The sequence below is a fragment of the Williamsia sp. MIQD14 genome (genome assembly GCF_051025635.1).
Lineage (GTDB): Bacteria > Actinomycetota > Actinomycetes > Mycobacteriales > Mycobacteriaceae > Williamsia_A.
Genome location: NZ_JBPFDG010000002.1, coordinates 1 through 25,617, shown reverse-complemented (window position 1 = coordinate 25,617; position 25,617 = coordinate 1). Strand labels below are relative to the sequence as shown.

Sequence of the window (25,617 nt, the reverse complement as noted above, 5' to 3'; positions counted from 1 at the left end):
TAGGATGGTGCCTCGTGACTCCCACCGATCTGTCCACCGTGTTGCGTGATGCCACCACCACGGTGCTCACCCGACGCGGGCTCGACACCTCGGTGGTCCCCGAGACGGTGGTCGTCGAGCGGCCCCGCAACCCCGACCACGGCGACTACGCCACCAACATCGCCCTGCAGATCGGCAAGCGGGTGGCCACGGCGCCGCGCGATCTCGCGGGCTGGTTGGTCGAGGAACTCCGTGCGCAGCCGAGCATCGCCTCGGCCGAGATCGCGGGCCCGGGATTCGTCAACCTCCGGCTCGCGGCGGCCACCCAGAACGCCACGGTGGCAGCGGTGCTCTCGGCGGCGGGGGACTACGGCCGGGGCAGCGACCTGCAGGGCACCTCCATCAACCTCGAGTTCGTCTCGGCGAACCCGACCGGGCCGATCCATCTCGGTGGCACCCGGTGGGCGGCGGTCGGCGACGCACTGGGCCGTGTTCTCGCCGCGCAGGGTGCGGCGGTGACGCGCGAGTACTACTTCAACGACCACGGCACCCAGATCGACCGGTTCGCACGGTCGCTGCAGGCGGCCGCGGTGGGCGAGGCGACTCCCGAGGACGGATACGCCGGCGCCTACATCGGCGAGATCGCCGCCGACGTCGTCGCCGCGAATCCCGGTGTGCTCGAACGCCCCGAGGCCGACCGACTCGAGGTGTTCCGGTCGACCGGCGTCGAGCTCATGTTCGACCACATCAAGCGCAGTCTCGACGACTTCGGCACGCACTTCGAGGTGTTCACCCACGAGAACTCGATGTTCACGTCCGGGAGCGTCGACGAGTGCATCGCTGAGTTGAAGGCCAACGGCAATCTCTACGAGAACGACGGCGCGTGGTGGTTGCGCTCCACCGAGTTCGGCGACGACAAGGATCGGGTCGTCATCAAGCGTGACGGCGAGGCGGCCTACATCGCCGGGGACATCGCCTACTTCCGCGACAAGCGCCGCCGCGGCTTCGACCTGTGCATCTACATGCTCGGCGCCGACCATCACGGATACGTCAAGCGCCTCAAGGCCGCCGCAGGAGCACTCGGTGACGATCCGGCCACCGTCGAGGTGCTCATCGGTCAGATGGTGAACCTGGTGCGTGACGGCGTACCGGTGCGGATGAGCAAGCGCGCGGGCACGGTCATCACCCTCGACGACCTCGTCGACGCCGTGGGGGTCGACGGCGCCCGGTACTCGTTGATCCGGTCGTCGGTCGACGTCAATCTCGACATCGATCTCGACCTGCTCACCACGCAGTCGAACGAGAACCCGGTCTACTACGTGCAATACGCGCACGCACGCCTCTCGGCGATCGCGCGCAACGCCACCGACCTCGGCATCACCGCATCCGATGCGCATCTGGAGTTGCTGGCCGAACCCGCCGAGGGCGAACTGATCCGTACCCTGGGCGACTTCCCCGGCGTGGTGGCCACGGCGGCGCAGCTGCGTGAGCCCCACCGGATCTGCCGATACCTCGAGAGTCTGGCCGCGTCCTACCACCGGTTCTACGACCGGTGTCGGGTGCTGCCCCAGGGAGACGAGGAGCCCGGTGACATCCACGCCGCCCGTCTGGCCCTGTGCTCGGCCACCCGCCAGGTGATCGCCAACGGGCTCGACCTCGTCGGCGTCAGCGCGCCGGAGCGGATGTGATGGCCCACCCCGCAGGTCCCCGCCACGCCGAGGACGCACCCCGTACACATCCGTCCGAACGCCCGGCGTCTGCCGACGAGCTCGTCGAGCTGCCCGCCTCGGTGTGGCCGCGCAACGCCGCCCGCGGCGGCGACGGTGTCGTGACCCTGGCCGGAGTCGGCGTCGAGCAGCTCGCCGCCGACCACGGGACGCCGCTGTTCGTGATCGACGAGGCCGACTTCCGGTCGCGGTGTGCCGACATGCTGGCCGCCTTCGGTGCGACCGGTCGGGTGCACTACGCGTCGAAGGCGTTCCTGTGCACCGAGATCGCGCGGTGGGTCGAGCAGGAGGGGCTCTCGCTCGACGTCTGCTCCGGCGGCGAACTCACCGTCGCGTTGCGCGCCGGCTTCCCCGCCCACCGGATCGCGTTGCACGGCAACAACAAATCTCCCGAGGAACTGCGCCAGGCCGTCGAGGCCGGAGTCGGGCACATCGTGGTCGACTCCGCGATCGAGATCGAACGCCTCGACGCCGCCGCCGGTGCGGCGGGGGTGATCGCCGATGTCCTGATCCGCGTGACGGTCGGTGTCGAGGCCCACACCCACGAGTTCATCTCCACCGCCCACGAGGACCAGAAGTTCGGCTTCTCGCTCAGCGGTGGGGTGGCGATGGACGCGGTGCGCAGGGTCTTCGCCGCCGACAACCTGCGGCTGGTGGGACTGCACAGCCACATCGGTTCGCAGATCTTCGATCTCGACGGTTTCGAACTCGCCGCCCACCGGGTGCTGGGCCTGCTCAGCGACGTCGTCGCGGAGTTCGGCGTCGACAAGACGACCCAGCTGTCGGTGCTCGATCTCGGTGGGGGACTGGGTATCTCCTACATTCCCAGCGACGATCCGCCACCGGTCGACGAGGTCGCCGCGACGCTTGTCGACATCGTGACCCGACAGTCGGCCCGGCTCGGCCTGCCCACCCCGATCCTCGCCGTCGAACCCGGGCGCGCGATCGCCGGCCCCGGCACGGTCACCCTGTACCGCGTCGGCACGGTGAAGGACGTCGCGATCGGCGGTGGCGCACACCGGCGCTACGTCTCGGTCGACGGCGGGATGAGCGACAACATCCGCACCTCGCTGTACCAGGCCGAGTACGACGTCCGCCTGGTGTCGCGGGCGTCGCAGGCCACCGCGGTCGTGAGTCGTGTCGTCGGGAAGCACTGCGAGAGCGGTGACATCGTCGTCAAGGACTGCTGGCTGCCCGACGACGTGGCGCCCGGTGACCTCCTCGCCGTCGCGGCGACCGGTGCGTACTGCTACACGATGTCGAGTCGGTACAACATGGCGACGCGTCCGGCCGTGGTGGCCGTACGCGACGGTGTGTCGCGGCCGGTGCTGCGGCGGGAGACCGTCGCGGATCTGTTGAGTCTGGAGGTGACCGAATGACCGAACACTCGCGCCGACCCATCGGGGTCGCGGTGCTGGGTATGGGCAACGTGGGGGCCGAGGTGGTCCGCATCCTGTTGCAGAACTCCGAGGACCTGCAGGCCCGCGTGGGTGCGCCGATCGAGATCCGCGGCGTTGCCGTGCGAGACCTGGGCAAGGCGCGCGCGTGCGCGACGTCGCTGCTGACCGACGACCCCGCCGCACTGGTGGTGCGTCCCGACGTCGACATCGTCGTCGAGCTCATCGGCGGCATCGACATCCCCCGCTCGCTCATCGCGAGCGCGCTCGAGCACGGCAAATCAGTCGTCACCGCCAACAAGGCCCTGCTGGCCGACTACACCGGAGAGCTCGCGACGCTGGCCGCCGACGCAAAGGTCGACCTGTACTTCGAGGCGTCGGTCGCCGGTGCCATCCCGGTGATCCGACCGCTGATGCAGTCCCTGGCCGGCGACACGGTGCAGCGCGTGGCCGGGATCGTCAACGGCACCACCAACTTCATCCTCTCCGCCATGGACGCCGACGGCGACGACTACGAGTCGGTGCTGGCCGAGGCGGGGCGCCTCGGGTACGCCGAGGCCGACCCCACCGCCGACGTCGAGGGATACGACGCGGCGGCGAAGGCGGCGATCCTCGCGTCCATCGCGTTCCACAGCCGCGTGACCGCGAGCGACGTGCACCGCGAGGGCATCTCGTCGATCACCGCGGCCGACCTGGCGTCGGCGGCGACGTTGGATTGCACGGTCAAACTGCTCTCGATCTGCGAACGGATCGTCGATTCCGCGGGGCGGCAACGGATCTCGGCGAGGGTGTATCCGGCGCTCGTGCCGCTGACCCACCCGTTGGCGGGCGTGAACGGCGCGTTCAACGCGGTCGTCGTCGAGGCCGAGAACGCCGGTCGGCTCATGTTCTACGGCCAGGGCGCCGGCGGTGCCCCCACCGCGTCGGCGGTCATGGGGGATCTGGTGATGGCCGCCCGCAACAAGGTCCACGGTGGCCGCGGTCCGCTCGAGTCGACCTACGCGTCGCTCCCGATCGCACCGATGGGCGATGTGAACACCCGCTACTACGTCTCGATGAAGGTGGCCGACCGGCCTGGTGTGTTGGCGACCGTGGCGGGGGAGTTCTCCGCGCGCAACGTCAGCATCGCGACCGTGCGCCAGGAAGGCGCCGAGGAGAACGCGCGTCTCATCGTCGTCACACACCGCGCGCCGGACTCGGCGCTGTCGGAGACGGTCGACGCACTCAAGGATCTCGATTCCGTGCTGAGCGTGTCCAGCGTCCTGCGCCTGGAGGGAACAGATGACTGACAACAGAATTCACGGCGGGGGGAGCGGGGACCAGGCCGTCCACCGCGCCTGGCCGGGTCTCATCGAGGCCTACCGGCATCGGCTTCCCGTGGAACCCGACGGGAAGGTGGTCACCCTGCTCGAGGGTGGCACCCCGCTGATCAGCGCGCCGCACCTGTCGGAGCTGACCGGATGCGAGGTGTACCTCAAGGTCGAGGGCGCCAACCCGACCGGGTCGTTCAAGGACCGCGGTATGACGATGGCGGTCAGCAACGCGGTCAACCAGGGCAAGACCGCCGTGTTGTGCGCCTCGACCGGCAACACCTCTGCCTCGGCCGCGGCGTACGCCACCAGGGCGGGTATCACCTGTGCCGTGCTCATCCCCACCGGCAAGATCGCGATGGGCAAGCTGGCCCAGGCGGTCATGCACGGCGCCAAGATCATCCAGGTCAAGGGAAACTTCGACGACTGCCTCGAGCTGGCGCGCAAGGCCACCGCGGAGTTCTCCGAGATCGAGCTCGTCAACTCGGTGAACCCGGCGCGGATCGAGGGCCAGAAGACCGCGGCGTTCGAGATCGTCGACGTCCTCGGTCGCGCGCCCGACGTCCACGCTCTGCCGGTCGGCAACGCGGGCAACATCACCGCCTATTGGAAGGGCTACGCCGAGTACCACGCCGACGGTGTGTCCTCCTCGCGCCCCCGCATGCTCGGTGTGCAGGCCGCCGGCGCGGCCCCGCTGGTCAGCGGACACCCGGTCAAGAACCCCGAGACCGTCGCCACCGCCATCCGCATCGGTTCGCCGGCGAGCTGGCAGCAGGCGGTCGACGCGAAGGACTCCTCCGGCGGACAGTTCCTCGCCGCCACCGACGAGAAGCTGCTCGAGGCCTATCGTCTCGTGGCCGGCCGCGAGGGCGTGTTCGTCGAGCCGGCGTCGGCGGCCGGCGTCGCCGGGATGCTCGCCGCCCGCGCCGACGGCTGGATCTCGGCCGGCGAGACCGTGGTGTGCACCGTGACCGGCAACGGACTGAAGGACCCCGACACCGCACTGGCCGGGATGCCCGAGGTCCAGGCCATCGATGTCGACCCCGCAGCCGTCGCCCGCGCTCTCGATCTGAGCTGACCGTCGCGATGAATCAGCCTCTGCCGCTTGGTATCTCGTGTTCGGTGCGGGTTCCGGCGTCGTCGGCCAACCTCGGGGCGGGATTCGATTGCCTGGGTCTCGCGCTCGACATCTATGACGATCTGACCGTCACCACCATCGCGTCGGGTGTGCGGGTCAGCGTCGACGGAGAGGGCGACGGTGCCGTCCCGCTCGACGACACCCACCTGGTGGTCCGCGCGCTCCTGCGTGGGCTGGACGCCGGCGGGGTCGGCTCGACCGGACTCGAGATCGTCTGCCGCAACGCCATCCCGCACGCGCGAGGGCTGGGGTCCTCGGCGGCCGCGGTCGTCTCGGGCCTCGCGGCCGCATCGGGCCTCATGGCGAAAAGCGGACTGCGGCAACCGTTCTCGTCCGATGAACTGATCCAACTGGCCAGCGAGTTCGAGGGCCACCCGGACAACGCCGCGGCGAGCGTCCTCGGTTCGGCGGTGGTGTCGTGGACCGAGTTCGTCGACGGCGTGGCGCGCTATCACGCCCGTCCCCTCGCGGTGCATCCCGCGATCGCGGTCACCGCGTTCATCCCGTCGACCGAGTCGTCGACGTCGCTGACCCGCGGACTGCTCCCCGACGCCGTCCCGCGCGCCGACGCGGTGTTCAACGTCAGCCGCAGTGCCCTGGCCGTCGTGGCCCTCACCAGCGATCCCGGGTGCCTGCACGCGGCGACCGCAGACCGCCTCCACCAGCACTATCGGGCGCCGGTGCTCCCCGACACGACCCACGTCGTCGACGAACTGCGCGGACGTGGCGTCGCGGCGTTCGTCTCCGGCGCCGGGCCCTCGGTCCTCGCGTTGCACGATCAGCCGCTTCCCGCGGCCGCCGTCGAACACGCCGCGCGGGTGGGCTTCGCGGCACGGTCGCTGCGGGTCGCCGGTCCCGTCGACGTGCGCTGAATCGACATCACGTCGTCGCTGTCCACGGCGACGCGCCGGCGGGCCCGGTATTGCCCGATGCAGGGTTCGTGGTTAGCATGAAGAGGTCTCGCTGCGGACGTCTGTCCACATTGCGCCTCTTCACCGATACCCCTGCACATGGTGTCTGCCCGACCACCGGGCGCGCCGGCACACTCTCGGGATCTCGATCGACGACGGCGCATCTGCAGACGCCGACACGGCGGCAGACCCACCACACTTGACCCCGTCCTTCTCGACGGGCACGAGATCCGCGCCGCCACGGCGGGGATGATCGCCACCCCGGCGCAGGCTGAAGACCTGCGGGGGAACGAAAGGAAATCCGTGACCGATACGGACCTCATCTCGACACCTCCGGCAGACGCGTCGGCGACCGCCGCACCCGCCAAGACCACGGCCGCCCGCTCCGGCGGGCTGAGCTCGATGGTCCTCACCGAGCTGCGCCAACTGGCCGGTGAGCTGGGCATCAAGGGCACCTCGGGCATGCGCAAGGGAGACCTCGTCGCGGCCATCGCCGACCGCCAGGGTGGCGATTCCTCACGCGCGTCCCGTGAGCGGCCCGCCGCGGCCAAGACCACCGCGACGGCCGCGCCGACGACCGCCGACCGACCGACCGACGCGGACGCGTCGGACGGGGCGGCGAAGATCGACGGTGCACCGCGAGGGTCCGACACCACGAACGATCCCGGCGAGAAGAACGGCCGGACGCGGGACACCGCGCCCCGACGCGACGCCGCGAAGGAAGACGGCGCCAAAGAGAACGGGGCCAAGGAGGACGGGACATCGACCGATCGCGCTTCCGACGGCGACGCGGCGACCAACGACACCGCAGGCGATCGCACCCGTCGTCGCAACCGCGACGGCTCCGGGCGCGACGGAGGCGACCGTGAGACCGCCAACCGGGAGACCGGCGGCGATCGCCAGGCCACCGACCGCGGCGAGCAGGACGGTTCCGGTCGCAACCGCGAGGGCGGACGCAACGCCAATCGCGCGGACGGGGGCAACCGGTCGGGCGGTGCCAACGGTAACCGCACCGAGAACAACCGGGGCGACAACGGCAGCGGCAACCGTTCCGGGGACAATCGGGGCGAGAACAACCGTTCCGACAACAACCGGGGCGACAACACCAATCGCGACGGCAGCCAGAACCGTGACGGCAACCGCAACAACGGCCCACGCGACGACGATGACGACGGCACCGGTCGGGGCCGGCGGGGTCGCCGTTTCCGTGAGCGTCGTCGCGGACGTGACCGCGACGGCCAGGGGGGCGGCGGTAACGAGCGCGAACCGCAGGTCAACGACGACGACGTGTTGCAGCCGGTCGCGGGCATCCTCGACGTCCTCGACAATTACGCCTTCGTGCGGACCTCCGGATACCTCGCCGGGCCCAACGACGTCTACGTGTCGATGAACCTGGTGCGCAAGAACGGCCTGCGGCGCGGCGACGCGCTCACCGGCGCGGTGAAGCTGCCGCGCGACGGCGAACAGCAGAGCAACCAGCGCCAGAAGTTCAACCCGCTGGTGCGGTTGGACTCGGTGAACGGTGCCGACGTGGAGTCGGCACGCAACCGCCCCGAGTTCGGCAAGCTCACCCCGCTCTACCCGAACGAGCGTCTGCGGCTCGAGACGCGCCCCGAGCAGCTCGACACGCGCGTCATCGACCTGATCATGCCGATCGGCAAGGGCCAGCGCGCGCTCATCGTCTCCCCGCCCAAGGCGGGCAAGACGACGATCATGCAGGACATCGCCAACGCGATCTCGATCAACAACCCCGAGTGCTACCTCATGGTCGTCCTGGTCGACGAACGGCCCGAAGAGGTCACCGACATGCAGCGCTCGGTGAAGGGCGAGGTCATCGCCTCGACGTTCGACCGGCCGCCGTCGGACCACACCTCGGTCTCCGAGCTCGCCATCGAGCGGGCCAAGCGGTTGGTGGAGAACGGCAAGGACGTCGTCGTCCTCCTCGACTCGATCACCCGCCTCGGGCGCGCCTACAACAACGCGTCGCCGGCGTCGGGCCGCATCCTGTCCGGTGGTGTCGACTCCACCGCGCTGTACCCGCCGAAGCGTTTCCTCGGCGCGGCCCGCAACATCGAGAACGGCGGATCACTCACCATCATCGCCTCGGCGCTGGTGGAGACCGGGTCGACCGGTGACACGGTCATCTACGAGGAGTTCAAGGGCACCGGCAACGCCGAGCTCAAGCTCGACCGCAAGATCGCTGAGCGCCGTGTGTTCCCCGCGGTGGACGTGAACCCGTCGAACACCCGCAAGGACGAGCTGCTGATGTCGCGGGAGGAGTTCGCCATCGTGCACAAGCTGCGGCGCGTCCTGTCCGGGCTCGATTCCCAGCAGGCGATCGACCTGCTGATCTCGCAGCTCAAGAAGACGACCACCAACATCGAGTTCCTGATGCAGGTGCAGAAGAACACCCCGAACGCCCCCGGCCAGGAGTGATCGCACGCCGCTGATCGGCGCATCGGCGACGCCTCAGGCGTCGGGGACGGCGTCGGCCGGCAGCGGCGTGGTGTCGAACCGCGGCGGATCGGCGACGTCGTACACGCCGGTGGCCGCGCACGTCCCGCCGACCTCCGGGTGCCCGGCGTAGCGACGGTCCTCGGGATACACCCCGAGTTGGCTGTTCTGCCGTGTCGCGGTGATGAATTCGTCGATCCGGGGGTCGTCGGCGCGGTCGACCTTCAGCTGGTGACCCCATGACTGGATCGAGATCGGCCGGTCCAGCGTCGGGTACGGCGACATGAGCGTGTGGTCGCGTCCCTGCACCCGGGCCGCCAACGCCGCGACTCCCGCCGCGTCGACCCGGGCCGGGTCGTAGGTCACCCACACCGCGCCGTGTTCCATGGAGTGCACGGCGTTCTCGCTGCGGATGGCGATGGGGTAGACGATCCCGGTGCAGGTGGCCCACACCGCGTCGTGACGGCCGCCGATGGGTGGCGAGAACTGGTACCGGACGCGTTTGCCCGGACCCACGTGGCCGCCCACGTAGAACTTCTTCACCACGCCGGGGATACGCGTCGCCGGATCGGGGTCGTCGGCGGTGGGCACGAAACCCGTCGCCGACGCGGGGGAGTCGTCGGTGATGCCGGGCCGGGTCAGCGCGAACGCGCCGACGCCGATCACCACCGCGACCACGAGGGTGCCGATCACCACGCCCAGCACGCGTCCGCGTCGTCGCTGCGTCATCGAACTCCCCTCGGTCGCCGGCAGTCGCCCACCGTCGGCCACCACAGTAGTGCGGTCCGCGACCTCGGGAATTATCCCAGGTGAGCGCTGGTTACAGCCCATGTCGGGTGCGATCGACACCCTGCGGCACCGATTCGGTCCGCGGGCGTCGTTCTGGCATACTCGTCACGGTTGTGCGCCACCCCGGTGCACATCATCACAGTCCGGTTCCGGTTCACACCGCCTCCCGCACACACGGAGATCGGTGACCCGGCGACCATGAAAGGGACACCAGATGAAGCAGGGCATCCACCCCCAGTACGTCGAGACCAATGTGGTCTGCGGCTGCGGGAACACCTTCCAGACCCGGAGCACCAAGGAGAGCGGCCAGATCACGGTCGAGGTCTGCTCCCAGTGCCACCCGTTCTACACGGGCAAGCAGAAGATCCTCGACACCGGCGGCCGCGTGGCCCGGTTCGAGAAGCGCTACGGCAAGCGCAGCCCCAAGGGCGCCGCGGCCACCGAGGCCGACGCCTCGAAGTAGTCCGCTCGTCGACGCCCGTCCCGTGCACTCGCACGGGGCGGGCGTCTTCGCTGTCTGGAACCCCTCATCGCCAGAACGGAGTGGAATCGTGACCGAGAAGCCCGCGGGTACCGCGATCGACGACGTGCTCGCCGAGTACTCGGGGCTCGAGTCGCAGATGTCGGACCCGACGTTGCACGACGACCCGGCGACCGCGCGGCGGGTCGGCAAACGCTTCGCCGAACTCGCCCCGGTGATGACCACCCACACCCGGTTGAACATCGCGCGCGACGATCTCGAGGCCGCGCGGGAACTGGCCGCCGACGATCCCTCCTTCGCCGCGGAGATCCCCGAACTGGAGGCGACCGTCGCTCGACTCGATGCGGCGCTGACCGACCTGCTCGCCCCCCGCGACCCCCACGACGGCGACGACATGGTGCTGGAGATCAAGTCCGGCGAGGGCGGTGAGGAGTCGGCGTTGTTCGCTGCCGATCTCGCTCGGATGTACCTCAAATACTGTGAACGACACGGCTTCGCCGCACAGATGCTCGGCGTCACCGAGTCCGATCTCGGCGGCTACAAGGACGCGACCCTGTCGATCAAGGCCCGCGCGGGTTCGACCGAGGGCGTGTGGGGTCGGATGAAGTTCGAGGGCGGCGTCCACCGCGTGCAGCGTGTGCCGGTCACCGAGAGTCAGGGACGGATACACACCTCCGCTGCAGGCGTTCTCGCCTATCCCGAGCCCGACGCCGTCGAGCAGGTCGCGATCGACGAGACCGACCTCCGCATCGACGTCTACCGCAGCTCGGGCAAGGGCGGACAGGGCGTGAACACGACCGACTCGGCCGTGCGCATCACCCACCTGCCGACCAACATCGTCGTCACCTGCCAGAACGAGCGTTCGCAGCTGCAGAACAAGGCCCGCGCGATGCAGGTGCTCGCGGCGCGGTTGCAGGCCCTCGCCGAGGAGGAGGCCGACGCCGAGGCCGCCGAGGGACGCGCCGCGCAGATCCGGACGGTGGACCGCTCCGAACGGATCCGCACCTACAACTTCCCCGAGAACCGGATCACCGATCACCGCATCGGCTACAAATCCCACAATCTCGACGCCGTGCTCGACGGCGATCTCGACGCATTGCTCGACGCCCTGACCGCTGCCGACAGGCAGGCGCGCCTCGAGGCGCAGTGACCGCCTCGGATCCGGCGGACGTGCGCGCGACGCTGCGCGCCGCGACCGACCTCCTGCGCGCCGCGGGTGTCCCGTCACCGCGGGTCGACGCCGAACTCCTGGCGGCGCATGTTCTGGGAGTCGACCGGGGGAGACTGTTCCTCCTCGACACCATCGGGTCCGACCAGCGCGACGATCTCGACACCGCGGTGGCGCGCCGTGCCGCGCGAGAGCCCCTGCAGCACATCATCGGTCGTGCGGCGTTCGGACCTGTCGAGCTCGCCGTCGGCCCCGGGGTCTTCGTCCCGCGACCGGAGACCGAATCACTTCTGGAGTGGGCGGTCGACGAGTGCGCCCGCCGGCCCCCCGCCCCCGCGGTCGTGGACCTGTGTGCCGGGAGTGGCGCGCTGGCCATCGCGGTCGCGACCTCGGTTCCCGACGCGTCGGTCACCGCCGTCGAGAACGACCCCGCGGCGTGGACGTGGTTGCAGCGCAACGCCGATGCCGCGCCGGAGGCGGTGCGGCAGCGGATGACGACCCGTTTCGCCGACGTCGTCGATCCCGACGCCGTCGGCGACCTGCGCGCCGATGTCGTGGTGAGCAACCCGCCGTACGTCCCGCTCGGTGTCGCACTCGATCCGGAGGTCGCCGATCACGACCCCGCCGTCGCGCTCTTCGGCGGGGAGGACGGCATGTCGGTGATCGTGCCGATGGTCGGTGTGATCGCAGGCATCCTGCGCGCCGGGGGAGCGTGCGGCATCGAACACGACGACTCCACCTCCGACGCCGTCGTGTCGGTGTTACGCGCATCGGGGGCGTTCACCGACATCACCGCGCACGCCGATCTGTCGGGTCGTCCCCGGTTCGTGACCGCCCGGCGGATCAAAGCGACCCCGGGCCCGCCGACCGCGGGCGGCGCCGGTCGTGCCGCCGGCAGCGTGCAAGGATGACTGCGTGAGCACGGTGTTCGATTGCAATGATGACCATTCACGCAGCGCAGGGGTCCACGCGGCCGTCGGTGCGGTGCGGCAGGGTCGGCTCGTCGTCATGCCGACAGACACCCTCTACGGGTTGGGTTGCGACGCCTTCGATTCCGACGCCGTCACCGCCCTCCTCGCGACGAAGAACCGGGGCCGCGACATGCCGGTGCCGGTCCTCGTCGGCTCCTGGGACACCATCGACGGTCTCGTGCTGTCGGTCAGCACCCGCATGCGGGAGCTCGTGCGGGCCTTCTGGCCGGGCGGTTTGAGTCTCGTCGTCGAGCAGGCGCCGTCGCTGGCGTGGGATCTCGGTGACACCAGCGGGACGGTGATGGTGCGCATGCCGCTGCACCCCGTGGCGATCGAGGTGCTGCGCGAGGTCGGTCCGATGGCGGTGTCGAGTGCCAACCGGTCGGGGCAGCCGCCGGCCACCACCGCCGAGGAGGCGCGTGGCCAGCTCGGCGACGACGTCGCGGTGTACCTCGACGGCGGTCCCGCCGCCCACGCCACACCGTCGACGATCGTCGACCTGACCGGTTCGGCCCCGCGCATCCTGCGGACCGGGGCGGTCGCTGCCGAGGACATCGCCGAGGTGCTCGGCGTCGAGACGGCCGGTCTGCTCGACTGACGCGACGGGCGGCACGCGCGCGCCGGGCGCGTGCGGATGACCACATCACGGGCGCGCACCAGTACCGTTGAGCCGTGTTTCTCGCGGCTGCAGATGTGTCCACCGGCGGTGCCGGTGTACCTCTGCGTGAGTTGATGCTGGTCGGGCTCACCGCCGCCGTCATCACCTACCTCGCGACGGGATTCGTCCGCGTCGTGGCCACCCGCGTCGGCGCCGTCGCCGTCCCCCGTGTACGCGACGTCCACGCGATCCCGACACCCCGTCTCGGCGGGGTGGGCATGCTCCTCGGTGTACTCGCGGCGATCGTCCTCGCCCAGCAGCTCCCGGCCCTCACCCGCGGCTTCGCCTACACCGACGACATGAACGCGGTACTTGTGGCAGGGCTGGTCATCGTGGCGGTGGGCATCATCGACGACCGGTGGGGCCTCGATGCCCTGACGAAATTCGTCGGGCAGCTGACCGCCGCCGGCGTCCTGGTGCTGATGGGCGTGAGCTGGACGGTGGTCCCGATCCCGATCGGCGACACCGGGACCGTCGTGCTCGACCCGTTGCAGTCGGGCTTGCTGACGATCGCCATCACGGTCGCGACCATCAACGCGATCAACTTCGTCGACGGCCTCGACGGCCTCGCCGCCGGCCTGGCCTTCATCGCCGCGCTCGCCATTCTCATGTTCTCGCTCGGTCTGCTGCGCGACCAAGGGGGAGACGTCAGCTACTACCCGCCTGCGCTGATCTCGGTCAGCCTGGCCGGTGCGTGCCTCGGGTTCCTCCCGCACAACTTCCAGCCCGCGCGGATCTTCATGGGCGACTCCGGATCCATGCTCATCGGGCTCATGCTCGCCACGGCGTCCACGAGCGCCTCGGGTCGCATCGCGGTCAACGCCTACGGCCCGGCCGATCTGTTCTCGCTGCTCTCGCCGCTGATCCTCGTGGCCGCGGTCATGTTCATCCCGATGCTCGACATGCTCCTGGCCGTCATCCGACGCACCCGGGCGGGCGTCGGCTTCTACACGCCCGACAAGATGCACCTACACCATCGCCTGCTGGAACTCGGGCATTCGCAGCGACGGGTGGTGCTCGTCATCTATCTGTGGGTCGCGGTGCTCGCGTTCAGCGTGGCCGCCAGCACGGTGTTCCCGGTGACCGTCGTCGCTCCCGCTCTGGCCGCCGGGCTGGTCCTGGCGATGATCGCCACCATCGTCCCGCGGTTGCGCCGGCGCGCGGTGGATCGCCGTGTCGAACACCCCGCGACACCCGTACCGGACGTGGTGAACCGGACATATTAGACCGTGTAGTACTATGGCGCGTAGTAGGACAGTCGACCGCAATCGGGGACGGCGTCACCGAGCCCCACCCCACGTCACACCCCCGACATCAGGTTGATATGGTCACAGCAACCGGTGAGCTTACGTCCGCTTTACTCTTCGCGGAACGCACGCTCGATGGACAGTGCTCTGGCAACGGGCAGTGGACGACCGACCGTGAGGCCACCCGCCCGCATGACCGCGGCGCTCGACGACGAGCACCGCGCGCTCCCGACCCGAGGAGAGGCAGATGACGATGTCAGCCCCCGAGTCGACACAGTTCTATCCCGAGATCCCGCTCAGTCTGGCGCGCCCGGCGATCATCGCCGGCGTCGCGGCCACGGTGGTCCTCGTCATCAGCGCGGTGGTCGGACACGTGTTCTTCGGCGTCTGGTTCGCCGTCGGCATGGTGCTCTCCCTCCTCAACGCCAAGATGGTCCAGGCGTCGGTCGGTGCCGCCACCGCCGACGACGAGAACCCGCGTAAGAAGCCCGTCGTGCTCAACACGGCGGTGCGTCTCGGCATCATCACCGTCGCCGCACTCGCGGTGGCGTTCATCTTCCGGCCCGAGGGACTCGGCGTGATGTTCGGGCTGGCGCTGTGTCAGGTGATCGTGGTCCTCTCCACGGTGATCCCCGTCATGAAAGGACTCCGCAAGCAGTCATGACCTCCGTATCCACATGGGCCGCAGAGGCCGAATCCGGGGCCGAGTCCGACTCCAAGATCGAGGTCGGACATCACATCGTCCGTGACTTCTTCGGGATGTCGTTCAACATCGACACCATCATCGGCACCGCCGTCGCCGCGATCATCCTGATCGGCCTGGCGTTCATCCTGCGGGCGAAGGTCACCTCGCGTGGCGTCCCCAACGGTGTGCAGCTGTTCTTCGAGGCCGTCACCAACCAGATGCGCGGGCAGGTGGAGAGCTCCATCGGCATGCGCGTGGCGCCGTTCGTGCTCCCGCTCGCGGTCGGTTTGTTCACCTTCATCCTGATCTCCAACTGGTTGTCGGTGATCCCGTCGCAGTACGGCAACTCCGAGGGTGTCGCCGGTGAGTGGCTCAAGCCCCCGGCGTCGGACATCAACTACGTCTACGCCCTCGCCCTGACCGTGTTCGTCTGGTACCACGCCGCGGGATTCCGCAAGCGCGGTCCGCTCGGATACCCGGCAAAGCTGGTGCGCGGCCACGTGATCGGGCTCGCACCGATCAACATCATCGAGGAGATCGCGAAGCCCGTGTCGCTGTCGCTGCGACTCTTCGGCAACATCTTCGCCGGTGGCATCATGGTCTCGCTGATCACGCTGTTCCCGCCGTACATCATGTGGGCGCCGAACTCGATCTGGAAGCTGTTCGACCTCTTCGTCGGACTCATCCAGGCGTTCATCTTCGCCCTGCTGACCATCCTCTACTTCAGTCAGTCGATGGAGTCCGAGGACGCGCACTAGCCCCACCGCGCACCAGATCTCCGTTCGGCACCCGCCGGACCGGACCGGACCGCCGAGAGGCCGGCCTCGATCACGAGGCCGGACCCCACGGCCACGAAATGGAAACGGTCGACACCACGTCGATCGCCAGACCTGGCTGATGACCGCATCGGCCGGCACCAGAACTGGCATCGTGAGTGCCAGTACAGCGAAAGGGAAAGTCACATGGATCCAACGATTGGAATGGGCGCACTGATCGGCGGCGGCCTGATCCTCGGCGGCGGTGCCATCGGCGCCGGCATCGGCGACGGCCTGGCCGGTGCTCAGCTGATCGCGGGAATCGCCCGTCAGCCGGAGGCCCAGAGCCGCCTGTTCACGCCCTTCTTCATCACCGTCGGCCTCGTCGAGGCCGCGTACTTCATCAACCTGGCATTCATGGCGTTGTTCGTCTTCGCCACGCCGATCTCGGCTTCCTGACCACGGGGCCCGGGTAGACACGGAATCAGGTAGACACCATGGCGCTCGCCGCACAGAACTTCCTCATACCGAACGGCACGTTCTTCGTCGTGCTGATCATCTTCCTCATCGTGCTGGCCGTGATCGGCAAGTTCGTCGTCCCGCCGATCAAGGCGGTGCTCGAGGAGCGGGAGGAGACGGTCACACAGACCGGGCACGACAACCGGACTGCCACCGAGGAGTTCGAGAACGCCGAAGCGGAGTACCGCGAGGCGATGAAGTCGGCTCGCGGCGAGGCCACCGGTATCCGTGACGAGGCCCGGGCCAAGGGTCGCGAGACACTCGAGCAGATGCGCACACGCGCCACCGCCGAGTCCGACGGGGTGCTCGCCGAGGCGACCACCCAGCTGCGGGCGCAGGGCGAGCAGGCCGCCACCGCGGCCCGCGAGGACGTCGGCCGCCTCTCGTCGGAGCTCGCGAGCCGGGTCCTCGGGTTCGAGGTCTCCGCCGACGCCGCGGCCTTCGACAAGTCGACGACCAGCGGGACGGTGAGCTGACCATGGGAATCTTCATCGGACAGCTCGTCGGATTCGTCGTCATCGTGTTCGTGCTGGTGCGTTACATCGCGCCGCCGGTACGGGCGGCTATGAAGAAGCAGCAGGACACCATCGCCACCCAGCTCTCCGAGAGCGAGGAGGCGAAGAAGCGTCTGGTCGAGGCGAAGGAAGCCCACGCGAACGCGGTGGAAGAGGCTCGCGCCTCGGCCAGCCAGATCCGCGAGGAGGCCCGCGGCGACGCCCAGGCCATCGCCGAGGAGATGGCCGCGCAGGCCGACGCCGAGGTCAAGCGGATCACCGAACACGGCAAGACACAGGTCGCGCTCAACCGGGCCAGCCTGGTCCGGCAGCTGCGCGGCGATCTGGGTCTGGCCTCGGTCGAACTCGCAGGGCAGATCGTCCGCCGGCACCTCGGCGACGTCTCCGCGCAACAGGAGTCGATCGATCGCGTGATCTCCGAGCTCGAGGACATGGCCGGTTCGAACGACGGCGCCGCGTCCTCACGCATCTCCGCACCCTCGGATCTGGTCGGACTCCACTCGATGCGGGCGGCGAGCCGTGATTCGGTCCGCGCACTCAGCGAGGAGTTCGACAACCGCACCGGGTCACTCGACGCCGACGGCCTCACCCGTCTCGCTGGGGAACTCGCCGACGTCGTCGACCTGTTGGGCCGCGAGCCGGTCCTGCGCAAGCATCTCGCCGAGCCGTCGGACGACACCGAGTCGAAAACCGCACTCTCCGACCGCATCTTCGCCACCTCGGGTGAGGACACGCAGGCGCTGCTGCGCAGCGCGGTGACCGGCCGCTGGTCGGCGACGAGCGACTTCACCTTCGCGATCGAGCGTCTGGCGCGGTATGCGCTGCTCATCGTGGCCGAGAAGGCGAACTCGATCGACGACGTCGAGGACGAGCTGTTCCGCTTCGGCCGACTGCTGGTGGCCGAGCCCAAGCTGAGCGCGCTGCTGTCCGATGTCAACGCACCCATCGAGGGACGTCTGGGACTGCTCGACACCGTGTTGGCCGGCAAGGCGAACGACACCACGGCCGCCCTCATCACGCAGACGGTGCGCCTGCTCCGTGGTCAGTCGGCCGCGTCGGCGGTGTCGGACCTGGCCGAGTTGGCCGCCGCGCGGCGGGGTGAGTCGGTGGCGCACGTCGTCGCGGCCACCGAGCTGTCCGACGACCAGCGCGACAAGCTGACCACCGTCCTCGGCCGGATCTACGACCGCGAGATCTCCACCCAGGTGGAGGTCGACCCCGACCTGCTCGGTGGACTGCGGATCGCCATCGGCGACGAGGTCATCGACGCCGACATCGCAACCCGTCTGGCCCGTGCGGCCGACGAGCTGCCCACGTAGTCGCCGACCGGCGACCCACCCACCACAGATCACACCCCTACGCAAGGAAGACGAAAACCCATGGCGGAGTTGACGATCTCATCTGACGAGATCAAGGGCGCTATCGAGCAGTACGTCTCGTCGTTCACAGCAGAGGCATCCCGCGAGGAGGTCGGCATCGTGACCGACACCTCCGACGGCATCGCGCACGTCAGTGGCCTGCCCGGCGCGATGGCCAACGAGCTCCTCGAGTTCCCCGGCGGCGTCCTCGGCGTCGCGCTGAACCTCGACGAGGACGAGATCGGCGTGGTCATCCTCGGTGACTACGAGTCGATCGAGGAAGGCCAGCAGGTCTCGCGCACCGGCGACGTGCTCTCGGTCCCGGTCGGCGACAAGTTCCTCGGCCGCGTGGTGAACCCGCTCGGCCAGCCCATCGACGGCCAGGGCGAGATCGAGTCCGCCGAGGACCGCGTGCTCGAACTCCAGGCGGCCAGCGTGCTCGAGCGCCAGCCGGTCGAGGAGTCCCTCGCGACGGGCATCACGGCCATCGACGCCATGACCGCCATCGGCCGCGGTCAGCGTCAGCTCATCATCGGCGACCGCAAGACCGGCAAGACCGCGGTCTGCATCGACGCGATCCTCAACCAGAAGGCGAACTGGGAGACCGGCGACCCCGCCAAGCAGGTGCGCTGCATCTACGTCGCCATCGGTCAGAAGGGCTCCACGATCGCCGGCGTCAAGAAGGCGCTCGAGGACGCCGGGTCGCTGGAGTACACGACCATCGTCGCCGCTCCCGCCTCGGACTCGGCCGGCTTCAAGTGGCTCGCGCCCTACACCGGCTCGGCAATCGGCCAGCACTGGATGTACGAGGGCAAGCATGTCCTCATCGTGTTCGACGACCTCACCAAGCAGGCCGAGGCCTACCGCGCCATCTCGCTGCTGCTGCGTCGCCCGCCGGGCCGCGAGGCCTACCCCGGCGACGTCTTCTACCTCCACTCGCGTCTGCTCGAACGGTGCGCCAAGCTGTCCGACGAGCTCGGCGGCGGTTCGATGACCGGTCTGCCGATCATCGAGACCAAGGCCAACGACGTCTCGGCGTTCATCCCGACCAACGTCATCTCGATCACCGACGGTCAGGTCTTCCTCGAGTCCGACCTGTTCAACAAGGGCGTGCGCCCGGCCATCAACGTCGGCACCTCGGTGTCGCGTGTCGGTGGCGCCGCGCAGACCAAGGGCCTCAAGAAGGTCAGTGGTTCGCTGCGTCTGGAGCTCGCGCAGTTCCGTGAGCTGGAGGCCTTCTCGGCCTTCGCCTCCGACCTCGACGACGCGTCGAAGGCGCAGCTCGAGCGCGGTGCCCGCTGGGTCGAGCTGCTCAAGCAGAACCAGTACAGCCCGGTGTCGGTCGAAGACCAGATCATCACGATCTACCTCGCCGGCGAGGGTCACTTCGACTCGGTGCCCGTCGACGACGTGAAGCGCTTCGAGGGCGAGCTGGTCAGCCATCTGCACCACGCCGCGTCGGGTGTCTACGAGTCGATCGCCGGCGGCAAGGCCCTGGCCGACGACCAGGCCGAGGCGCTGGTCACCGAGGTCAACAAGTTCAAGCAGGGCTACCTGACGAGCGACGGTTCGCGTGTGGTGAACGAGGAGGAGTCCGGCTCGCTGGATCCCGACGAGGTCACCAACGAAGAGATCAAGCTCAAGAAGAAGTAGACCGGTGACCAACCATGTCCGTACGACCAATCCGAAAGGGGTGTGAGGCAGCCGATGGCAAGCATCCGTGAACTGCGCTCACGCATCAGGTCGGTGCAGTCGACGCGCAAGATCACCAAGGCGCAGGAGCTGATCGCGACGTCGCGGATCACCAAGGCCCAGGCCAGGGTGACCGCGTCGAAGCCCTACGCCGAGGAGATGACGACGGTCCTGACCGAGCTCGCGAGCAAGTCGAGCACGCTGGACCATCCGTTGCTCGTCGAGCGTCCCGAGCCCAAGCGGGCCGCCGTGCTGGTGGTCACCAGCGACAGCGGCCAGTGTGGTGGCTACAACTCCAACGTGCTGCGCGAGACCCGTGAGCTGCTCTCCCTGCTGCGCGACGAGGGCAAAGAGCCGATCATCTTCGTGATGGGACGGAAGGGGCTGCTGTACTTCACCTTCCGCGACATCGAGGTGGCCGGTTCGTGGACGGGCTTCAGTCAGCAGCCGCGGTACTCCGACGCCAAGACGGCCACCGACCGGCTGGTCGACCTGTTCGTCGCCGGCTCGGGTGAACAGGTTGAGGCCGACGGCGACGAGGATCTGCCGTCGACCGAGGGTGTCGACGAACTGCACATCGTCTACACGCGTTTCGCGTCGATGCTGAGTCAGGTGCCCGAGGTCCGTCGCATGGCGCCGTTGGTGGTGTCGAGCGACGACGAGGGTGACTCCGGCGACGACGGCGACGAGAACCCCGATCGCAACTACTCGTTCGAGCCGGGCGCGGAGACACTGCTCTCGGCCCTGCTGCCGAAGTACATCGCGACGCGTGTCTACGCGGCGTTGCTGGAGGCCGCGGCCTCGGAGTCGGCTGCGCGGCGGACCGCCATGAAGGCGGCGACCGACAACGCCGACGAGCTGATCACCGATCTGTCGCGGCAGGCCAACCAGCTCCGCCAGGCACAGATCACCCAGGAGATCAGCGAGATCGTCGGCGGAGCCAGCGCACTCGCGAAATGACGCAACGGCCCGCGCGCGAGCATCGCTCGTCGGGGCCACGACCACACGACAACGACGTAACGGCCCCCGAAGCCAGGAAGTGACCACCATGAGCACAGCAACAACCGAAGCCCCCAGCGGCTCCTCGGCGACCGAGTCGGCGGGGCGTGTAGTCCGCGTCATCGGCCCCGTCGTCGACGTGGAGTTCCCGCGCGGGTCGGTTCCGGAACTGTTCAACGCCCTCCACGCGAAGATCGCACTGAAGTCCGTCGCCAAGACGCTGACCCTCGAGGTCGCGCAGCACCTCGGTGACAACCTCGTGCGCACCGTCTCGATGCAGCCCACCGACGGCCTGACCCGCGGGACCGAGGTGAGCGACACCGGTCGTTCGATCTCGGTCCCCGTCGGCGACGTCGTCAAGGGTCACGTCTTCAACGCCCTCGGCGACTGCCTCGACGCCCCCGGCACCGGCCAGGACGGCGAGCTGTGGAGCATCCACCGCAAGCCGCCGGCGTTCGACCAGCTCGAGGGCAAGACCGAGATCCTCGAGACCGGCATCAAGGTCATCGACCTGCTCACCCCGTACGTCAAGGGCGGCAAGATCGGTCTGTTCGGTGGTGCCGGTGTCGGCAAGACCGTTCTGATCCAGGAGATGATCACCCGTATCGCCCGCGAGTTCTCCGGTACCTCGGTGTTCGCCGGCGTCGGTGAGCGCACCCGTGAGGGCACCGACCTCCACCTCGAGATGGAGGAGATGGGCGTCCTGCAGGACACCGCGTTGGTGTTCGGTCAGATGGACGAGCCGCCGGGCACGCGTATGCGCGTCGCGCTGTCGGCCCTCACCATGGCCGAGTACTTCCGCGACGAGAAGCACCAGGACGTGTTGCTCTTCATCGACAACATCTTCCGCTTCACGCAGGCCGGTTCCGAGGTCTCCACGCTGCTCGGTCGTATGCCGTCCGCGGTCGGTTACCAGCCGACCCTGGCCGACGAGATGGGTGAGCTCCAGGAGCGCATCACCTCGACGCGAGGCAACTCGATCACCTCGCTGCAGGCGATCTACGTCCCCGCCGACGACTACACCGACCCGGCGCCCGCGACGACGTTCGCGCACCTCGACGCCACCACCGAGCTGTCGCGACCCATCTCGCAGCTCGGTATCTACCCGGCCGTCGACCCGCTGACCTCGACCTCGCGCATCCTCGAGGCCTCGATCGTCGGCGACGAGCACTTCCGTGTCGCCAACGAGGTCAAGCGGATCCTGCAGAAGTACAAGGAACTGCAGGACATCATCGCCATCCTCGGTATGGACGAGCTCTCCGAGGAGGACAAGGTGACGGTGCAGCGCGCCCGTCGTCTGCAGAAGTTCCTCGGCCAGAACTTCATCGTCGCCGAGAAGTTCACCGGTCAAAAGGGTTCGGTCGTGCCCCTGTCGGACACCATCGAGGCGTTCGACCGGGTCTGCAAGGGCGAGTTCGACCATCTGCCCGAGCAGGCGTTCAACAGCTGCGGTGGTCTCGACGACGTGGAGGCCGCGGCCCAGAAGATCTCGGGGAAGTGATCGACGCCCATGGCTGACACAGGCTTTCCGGTCGAGGTCGTCTCCGTCGAGGAACGGTTGTACTCGGGCGAGGCCACCTTCGTGATCGCCCAGACCACCGAGGGCGAACTCGGCATCCTCAACCATCACGAGCCGCTCCTGGGACAGCTGATCCCCGGCGGGTTCGTGATGATCGAGCAGTCCGACGGCAAACGTCGCGTCGCAGCGGTGCAGGGGGGTTTCCTCTCGGTCACCGGCGAGACGGTCACCGTGCTCGCGGAGTCGGCGGAGTGGGCTCGTGACATCGACGTGGACGCCGCGCGCCAGGACCTCGAGTCCTCGGAGGAGGGCACCGAGGAGCACGAGCGTGCGCTGTCTCGGATCCGAGCGGTGGAACAGTTGAACCAGGAGAAGTGATCTCCACCTCGCCAGGTGCCCACGGCGTCATCGCCGTGGCATCCTGGGGAGGTCAGCGCCGATACGGTGCCGATCCCCGCAAACACTTCGTGTTTGCGGGGATCGCTGTATCCGGCGCACCACGCACCGGCGAGGACACGACGCCCCGCCCACGGTGGGGTTCGGACAGGAGGCGGCGATGAACACGATGACGGTCGTGGTGATCGTCGCGGTCGCGCTCGCCGTCCTCGTCGCCGTGATGGCCGTGGTCGTGGGATCGCGGGTGAATCGATTGCGCAACAGCGGAACCGCGGTGCTGCTGCGCGCCCTCCCCGCCGGTCCCGACCAGGGATGGCGGCACGGCATCGTGCGCTACGACGACAACACCATGTACTTCTACCGCCTGAGCAGTCTGCGCACCGGACCGAGCGAGATCATCGCGCGCCAATCGATCGAGACCCGGGGCCGGCGGCGCCCCGAGGGCACCGAGATCGACGTGATCGACGCGATGACGATCGTCGAGATCGGTGCGGACGGCGCCGATTACGAACTCGCCATGGCCCCGGGGGCCGTCACCGCATTCCAGTCGTGGGTCGAATCGCGGCCGTCGGTGCGGTCGCAGCGTCGCCGTTCGGCCTGATCGATCAGTCCGTGCGCGTCGGACGCTGACGTTCCCCACCCGGGGTCCACAGCACGTCGCCGTCGGTGTTGACCGCGCGCGACAGGATGAACAGCAGGTCCGACAGGCGGTTGAGGTATCGCGCCGGCAGCGCCGACATGTCGTCGGGGTGCGCCGCCATCGCCGCCCATGCCGATCGCTCTGCACGGCGTACCACCGTCCGCGCCTGGTGGAGGAGTGCGCTCAGTGCGGTGCCGCCGGGGAGGATGAACGAGTCCAGCGGCGGCTGTCCGTCGGCGAACTCGTCGCACCACATTTCGAGCGCATCGACATAGGACTGCTGCACACGCAGCGGCGGGTACTCCGGATCGGCGACGACGGGGGTCGCGAGGTCCGCGCCGGCGTCGAAGAGATCGTTCTGGATGGTGAGAAGGACCGCCCGGACATGGTCGTCGGGTGCACCGAGTGCGACCGCGGTCCCGATCGCAGCGTTGGCCTCGTCGCAGTCGGCGTAGGCGACGACGCGCGTATCGGTCTTGCTGACGCGGGAGAAGTCGCTGAGACCGGTCGTGCCGTCATCGCCGGTGCGCGTGTAGATCTTGGTCAGGTGAACGGCCATGGAGGTCAACCTACCGTCTGCGCCGGTGGCGCTCCCGGGGTCGACCGTGGGTGGGGGGTCGATAGGCTCAGGGGGTGAATGATCGCTTTCTCGTCACCGGAGGTGCCCGCCTACAGGGTGAGGTGTCGGTGGTGGGAGCCAAGAACAGTGTCCTGAAGCTGATGGCCGCTGCCTTGCTCGCCGAGGGGCGGACGACCATCACCAACTGCCCGTTGATCGCCGACGTCCCGTTGATGGCGGACGTCCTGCGCGGACTGGGTGCGACGGTGGTTCTCGACGGCGAGGTGGTCCACATCGACACGCCCGCTCAGCCCAGTTTCCACGCCGATTTCGACGCCGTGAAACAGTTCCGGGCTTCGGTCTGTGTCCTGGGCCCACTGCTCGCCCGGTGTCATCGTGCGGTGGTGGCGCTGCCGGGCGGTGACGCCATCGGCTCGCGACCGCTCGATATGCATCAGGCGGGCCTGCGTGCGCTCGGCGCGCACAGCACCATCGAGCACGGCTGTGTCGTGGCCGAGGCCGACCGGCTCAAAGGGGCGGCCGTCGCGCTCGAGTTCCCCTCGGTCGGTGCCACCGAGAACATCCTCATGGCGGCGGTGCTGGCCGACGGCGTGACGACCATCGACAACGCTGCGCGGGAACCCGAGATCGTCGACCTCTGCGAGATGTTGACCCAGATGGGTGCCGACATCGCGGGGGCCGGCACCTCCACCCTCACGGTTCGGGGCGTCGCGACGCTGACACCGACCACACACTCGGTGGTGGGGGACCGGATCGTCGCCGCCACCTGGGGGGTCGCCGCGGCCATGACGCGGGGGGACATCACCGTCACCGGTGTGAACCCTGCGCATCTGCAACTCGTCCTGCACAAACTCGGGGACGCCGGCGCGCAGGTCGACCGGTTCGACAACGGGTTCCGTGTGCGTCAGCACGATCGACCGACCGCGGTGAACTTCTCGACGCTCCCGTTCCCGGGGTTCCCGACCGACCTGCAACCGATGGCGATCGGCCTCGCAGCGGTCGCCGACGGGATGTCGGTGATCACCGAGAACGTCTTCGAGGCCCGGTTCCGCTTCGTGGAGGAGATGATCCGTCTCGGCGCCGACGCGCGAACCGATGGTCACCACGCGGTGATCCGGGGGATCGAGCAGCTGTCGAGCGCTCCGGTGTGGTGCTCCGACATCCGGGCCGGCGCCGGACTGGTGTTGGCGGGGCTGGTCGCCGACGGCGTCACCGAGGTCCACGACGTCTTCCACATCGACCGGGGGTACCCGGAGTTCATCGACAAGCTGCGTGGTCTGGGCGCCGAGATCGAGCGGGTCACGGGCTCCTGAGCACCATTCGTGTGGCGTGGGTCTCAGTTTGGCTGTCCAACAGTCGAATTCGACCGAAAACGGCGCGGTCGTACCAGGAACGCACCAGGTCACGCGGGGTGCGACACGCCCCGCACCACACGATTTGACGCCGCAGCCGCCATCCGCGTAACTTCTTCCAAGTCAGCGCGCCACGGCGCCGCCCCGGAGAGAGATCACCGGGTAGAAGGAAACCGGGCTTCAGCGCAGACCATTACAGTTCACCGAACACCGCGTCAGCGGCGATCGTGACTGCGGTGGGCAGAGTCCAGATGGCCTCCCGAAGACCGGGTTGGCGTCACCGAGAACCTCTGCTAGGCTGGAAAAGTTGCCCCGGAGACGGAGCGACAACATCTGAACAAGTCCACGAACGGACGGCCTCGACGAGGTCCTGACGA

24 protein-coding genes are annotated in these 25,617 nt (G+C 68.6%); 22 read left to right on the top strand and 2 right to left on the bottom strand.

Annotated elements, in window-relative coordinates; genetic code table 11:
- The first annotated feature begins 14 nt into the window (after nucleotides 1-14).
- The 6 genes from argS (at nucleotide 15) to rho (ending at nucleotide 8,898) form a co-directional block, all read left to right on the top strand.
- Nucleotides 15-1,667 (top strand): arginine--tRNA ligase, encoded by a 1,653-nt coding sequence (gene argS, locus ACQ7HM_RS07660; RefSeq protein ID WP_434215678.1) that lies wholly within the window; start codon nucleotides 15-17, stop codon nucleotides 1,665-1,667.
- Nucleotides 1,664-3,085, top strand: coding sequence for a diaminopimelate decarboxylase (gene lysA / locus ACQ7HM_RS07655; protein ID WP_434215677.1), 1,422 nt, complete (start codon nucleotides 1,664-1,666; stop codon nucleotides 3,083-3,085). The genes argS and lysA overlap by 4 nt, the downstream gene beginning before the upstream one ends.
- Nucleotides 3,082-4,392 carry a homoserine dehydrogenase gene (locus ACQ7HM_RS07650; RefSeq protein ID WP_434215676.1) on the top strand — a complete coding sequence of 437 codons (1,311 nt, stop codon included), beginning with the start codon at nucleotides 3,082-3,084 and terminating at the stop codon, nucleotides 4,390-4,392. Before lysA ends, ACQ7HM_RS07650 begins: the two co-directional genes overlap by 4 nt.
- The gene (gene thrC, locus ACQ7HM_RS07645) at nucleotides 4,385-5,491 is read left to right on the top strand and encodes a threonine synthase (protein ID WP_434215675.1); all 1,107 of its coding nucleotides are present in this window, start codon (nucleotides 4,385-4,387) and stop codon (nucleotides 5,489-5,491) included. The genes ACQ7HM_RS07650 and thrC overlap by 8 nt, the downstream gene beginning before the upstream one ends.
- A gap of 8 nt (nucleotides 5,492-5,499) precedes the next feature.
- A complete protein-coding gene (gene thrB / locus ACQ7HM_RS07640) occupies nucleotides 5,500-6,423 on the top strand; it encodes a homoserine kinase (RefSeq protein WP_434215674.1) in 924 nt (307 codons plus the stop codon).
- A gap of 342 nt (nucleotides 6,424-6,765) precedes the next feature.
- Nucleotides 6,766-8,898: a transcription termination factor Rho gene (gene rho / locus ACQ7HM_RS07635; RefSeq protein ID WP_434215673.1), complete on the top strand. Its 2,133-nt coding sequence runs from the start codon at nucleotides 6,766-6,768 to the stop codon at nucleotides 8,896-8,898.
- A gap of 33 nt (nucleotides 8,899-8,931) precedes the next feature.
- Here the strand turns inward: rho and ACQ7HM_RS07630 are convergent, their stop codons facing one another.
- Complete coding sequence (locus ACQ7HM_RS07630; protein WP_434215672.1) at nucleotides 8,932-9,645, bottom strand: DUF3105 domain-containing protein; 714 nt, start codon at nucleotides 9,643-9,645, stop codon at nucleotides 8,932-8,934.
- 274 nt (nucleotides 9,646-9,919) lie between these two features.
- Between ACQ7HM_RS07630 and rpmE the strand changes: the two genes are divergently transcribed.
- The 15 genes from rpmE to ACQ7HM_RS07555 all read left to right on the top strand — a co-directional run bounded on the left by rpmE (nucleotide 9,920) and on the right by ACQ7HM_RS07555 (nucleotide 23,269).
- A complete protein-coding gene (rpmE, locus tag ACQ7HM_RS07625) occupies nucleotides 9,920-10,168 on the top strand; it encodes a 50S ribosomal protein L31 (protein ID WP_055791084.1) in 249 nt (82 codons plus the stop codon).
- 88 nt (nucleotides 10,169-10,256) lie between these two features.
- Nucleotides 10,257-11,336, top strand: coding sequence for a peptide chain release factor 1 (gene prfA / locus ACQ7HM_RS07620; protein WP_434215671.1), 1,080 nt, complete (start codon nucleotides 10,257-10,259; stop codon nucleotides 11,334-11,336).
- On the top strand, nucleotides 11,333-12,265 hold the full coding sequence (prmC, locus tag ACQ7HM_RS07615) for a peptide chain release factor N(5)-glutamine methyltransferase (protein WP_434215670.1): 933 nt from the start codon (nucleotides 11,333-11,335) through the stop codon (nucleotides 12,263-12,265). Before prfA ends, prmC begins: the two co-directional genes overlap by 4 nt.
- A 4-nt stretch (nucleotides 12,266-12,269) precedes the next feature.
- Nucleotides 12,270-12,923: an L-threonylcarbamoyladenylate synthase gene (locus ACQ7HM_RS07610; RefSeq protein ID WP_434215669.1), complete on the top strand. Its 654-nt coding sequence runs from the start codon at nucleotides 12,270-12,272 to the stop codon at nucleotides 12,921-12,923.
- Between the two features lie 134 nt (nucleotides 12,924-13,057).
- The gene (locus ACQ7HM_RS07605; protein WP_434216379.1) at nucleotides 13,058-14,209 is read left to right on the top strand and encodes a glycosyltransferase family 4 protein; all 1,152 of its coding nucleotides are present in this window, start codon (nucleotides 13,058-13,060) and stop codon (nucleotides 14,207-14,209) included.
- A gap of 268 nt (nucleotides 14,210-14,477) precedes the next feature.
- On the top strand, nucleotides 14,478-14,894 hold the full coding sequence (locus ACQ7HM_RS07600; RefSeq protein ID WP_434215668.1) for an ATP synthase subunit I: 417 nt from the start codon (nucleotides 14,478-14,480) through the stop codon (nucleotides 14,892-14,894).
- The gene (gene atpB, locus ACQ7HM_RS07595) at nucleotides 14,891-15,673 is read left to right on the top strand and encodes a F0F1 ATP synthase subunit A (protein WP_434215667.1); all 783 of its coding nucleotides are present in this window, start codon (nucleotides 14,891-14,893) and stop codon (nucleotides 15,671-15,673) included. The genes ACQ7HM_RS07600 and atpB overlap by 4 nt, the downstream gene beginning before the upstream one ends.
- Nucleotides 15,674-15,877: 204 nt before the next feature.
- The gene (locus ACQ7HM_RS07590) at nucleotides 15,878-16,129 is read left to right on the top strand and encodes a F0F1 ATP synthase subunit C (protein ID WP_045822205.1); all 252 of its coding nucleotides are present in this window, start codon (nucleotides 15,878-15,880) and stop codon (nucleotides 16,127-16,129) included.
- A gap of 38 nt (nucleotides 16,130-16,167) precedes the next feature.
- Entirely contained in the window at nucleotides 16,168-16,665 is a 498-nt protein-coding gene (locus tag ACQ7HM_RS07585) for a F0F1 ATP synthase subunit B (RefSeq protein ID WP_434215666.1), read from the top strand.
- A 2-nt stretch (nucleotides 16,666-16,667) separates the two neighbouring features.
- On the top strand, nucleotides 16,668-18,023 hold the full coding sequence (locus tag ACQ7HM_RS07580; protein ID WP_434215665.1) for a F0F1 ATP synthase subunit B/delta: 1,356 nt from the start codon (nucleotides 16,668-16,670) through the stop codon (nucleotides 18,021-18,023).
- Between the two features lie 60 nt (nucleotides 18,024-18,083).
- The gene (gene atpA / locus ACQ7HM_RS07575) at nucleotides 18,084-19,715 is read left to right on the top strand and encodes a F0F1 ATP synthase subunit alpha (protein WP_434215664.1); all 1,632 of its coding nucleotides are present in this window, start codon (nucleotides 18,084-18,086) and stop codon (nucleotides 19,713-19,715) included.
- Nucleotides 19,716-19,769: 54 nt separating this feature from the next.
- A complete protein-coding gene (locus ACQ7HM_RS07570; protein ID WP_434215663.1) occupies nucleotides 19,770-20,714 on the top strand; it encodes a F0F1 ATP synthase subunit gamma in 945 nt (314 codons plus the stop codon).
- Between the two features lie 88 nt (nucleotides 20,715-20,802).
- Nucleotides 20,803-22,254 (top strand): F0F1 ATP synthase subunit beta, encoded by a 1,452-nt coding sequence (gene atpD / locus ACQ7HM_RS07565; protein ID WP_434215662.1) that lies wholly within the window; start codon nucleotides 20,803-20,805, stop codon nucleotides 22,252-22,254.
- A gap of 9 nt (nucleotides 22,255-22,263) precedes the next feature.
- Entirely contained in the window at nucleotides 22,264-22,650 is a 387-nt protein-coding gene (locus tag ACQ7HM_RS07560) for a F0F1 ATP synthase subunit epsilon (RefSeq protein ID WP_434215661.1), read from the top strand.
- Between the two features lie 187 nt (nucleotides 22,651-22,837).
- Complete coding sequence (locus tag ACQ7HM_RS07555) at nucleotides 22,838-23,269, top strand: DUF2550 domain-containing protein (protein ID WP_434216378.1); 432 nt, start codon at nucleotides 22,838-22,840, stop codon at nucleotides 23,267-23,269.
- Between the two features lie 4 nt (nucleotides 23,270-23,273).
- On the opposite strand, the gene ACQ7HM_RS07550 is transcribed toward ACQ7HM_RS07555, so the two are convergent.
- Nucleotides 23,274-23,867 carry a cob(I)yrinic acid a,c-diamide adenosyltransferase gene (locus ACQ7HM_RS07550; RefSeq protein WP_434215660.1) on the bottom strand — a complete coding sequence of 198 codons (594 nt, stop codon included), beginning with the start codon at nucleotides 23,865-23,867 and terminating at the stop codon, nucleotides 23,274-23,276.
- A gap of 74 nt (nucleotides 23,868-23,941) precedes the next feature.
- Here ACQ7HM_RS07550 and murA point away from each other — a divergent pair, with 74 nt between their 5' ends.
- Nucleotides 23,942-25,201 (top strand): UDP-N-acetylglucosamine 1-carboxyvinyltransferase, encoded by a 1,260-nt coding sequence (gene murA, locus ACQ7HM_RS07545; protein WP_434215659.1) that lies wholly within the window; start codon nucleotides 23,942-23,944, stop codon nucleotides 25,199-25,201.
- Nucleotides 25,202-25,617 lie beyond the last annotated feature (416 nt).

What these genes read in the sequence shown, in the direction of transcription:
- ACQ7HM_RS07650 (WP_434215676.1), top strand. Translation starts at nt 3,082, where the DNA reads ATGACCGAACACTCGCGCCGACCCATCGGGGTCGCGGTGCTGGGTATG.
- thrC (WP_434215675.1), top strand. Translation starts at nt 4,385, where the DNA reads ATGACTGACAACAGAATTCACGGCGGGGGGAGCGGGGACCAGGCCGTC.
- thrB (WP_434215674.1), top strand. Translation starts at nt 5,500, where the DNA reads ATGAATCAGCCTCTGCCGCTTGGTATCTCGTGTTCGGTGCGGGTTCCG.
- ACQ7HM_RS07630 (WP_434215672.1), bottom strand. Translation starts at nt 9,645, where the DNA reads ATGACGCAGCGACGACGCGGACGCGTGCTGGGCGTGGTGATCGGCACC.
- rpmE (WP_055791084.1), top strand. Translation starts at nt 9,920, where the DNA reads ATGAAGCAGGGCATCCACCCCCAGTACGTCGAGACCAATGTGGTCTGC.
- ACQ7HM_RS07605 (WP_434216379.1), top strand. Translation starts at nt 13,058, where the DNA reads ATGCTGGTCGGGCTCACCGCCGCCGTCATCACCTACCTCGCGACGGGA.
- ACQ7HM_RS07600 (WP_434215668.1), top strand. Translation starts at nt 14,478, where the DNA reads ATGACGATGTCAGCCCCCGAGTCGACACAGTTCTATCCCGAGATCCCG.
- atpB (WP_434215667.1), top strand. Translation starts at nt 14,891, where the DNA reads ATGACCTCCGTATCCACATGGGCCGCAGAGGCCGAATCCGGGGCCGAG.
- ACQ7HM_RS07590 (WP_045822205.1), top strand. Translation starts at nt 15,878, where the DNA reads ATGGATCCAACGATTGGAATGGGCGCACTGATCGGCGGCGGCCTGATC.
- ACQ7HM_RS07585 (WP_434215666.1), top strand. Translation starts at nt 16,168, where the DNA reads ATGGCGCTCGCCGCACAGAACTTCCTCATACCGAACGGCACGTTCTTC.
- ACQ7HM_RS07580 (WP_434215665.1), top strand. Translation starts at nt 16,668, where the DNA reads ATGGGAATCTTCATCGGACAGCTCGTCGGATTCGTCGTCATCGTGTTC.
- atpA (WP_434215664.1), top strand. Translation starts at nt 18,084, where the DNA reads ATGGCGGAGTTGACGATCTCATCTGACGAGATCAAGGGCGCTATCGAG.
- ACQ7HM_RS07570 (WP_434215663.1), top strand. Translation starts at nt 19,770, where the DNA reads ATGGCAAGCATCCGTGAACTGCGCTCACGCATCAGGTCGGTGCAGTCG.
- atpD (WP_434215662.1), top strand. Translation starts at nt 20,803, where the DNA reads ATGAGCACAGCAACAACCGAAGCCCCCAGCGGCTCCTCGGCGACCGAG.
- ACQ7HM_RS07560 (WP_434215661.1), top strand. Translation starts at nt 22,264, where the DNA reads ATGGCTGACACAGGCTTTCCGGTCGAGGTCGTCTCCGTCGAGGAACGG.
- ACQ7HM_RS07555 (WP_434216378.1), top strand. Translation starts at nt 22,838, where the DNA reads ATGACGGTCGTGGTGATCGTCGCGGTCGCGCTCGCCGTCCTCGTCGCC.
- ACQ7HM_RS07550 (WP_434215660.1), bottom strand. Translation starts at nt 23,867, where the DNA reads ATGGCCGTTCACCTGACCAAGATCTACACGCGCACCGGCGATGACGGC.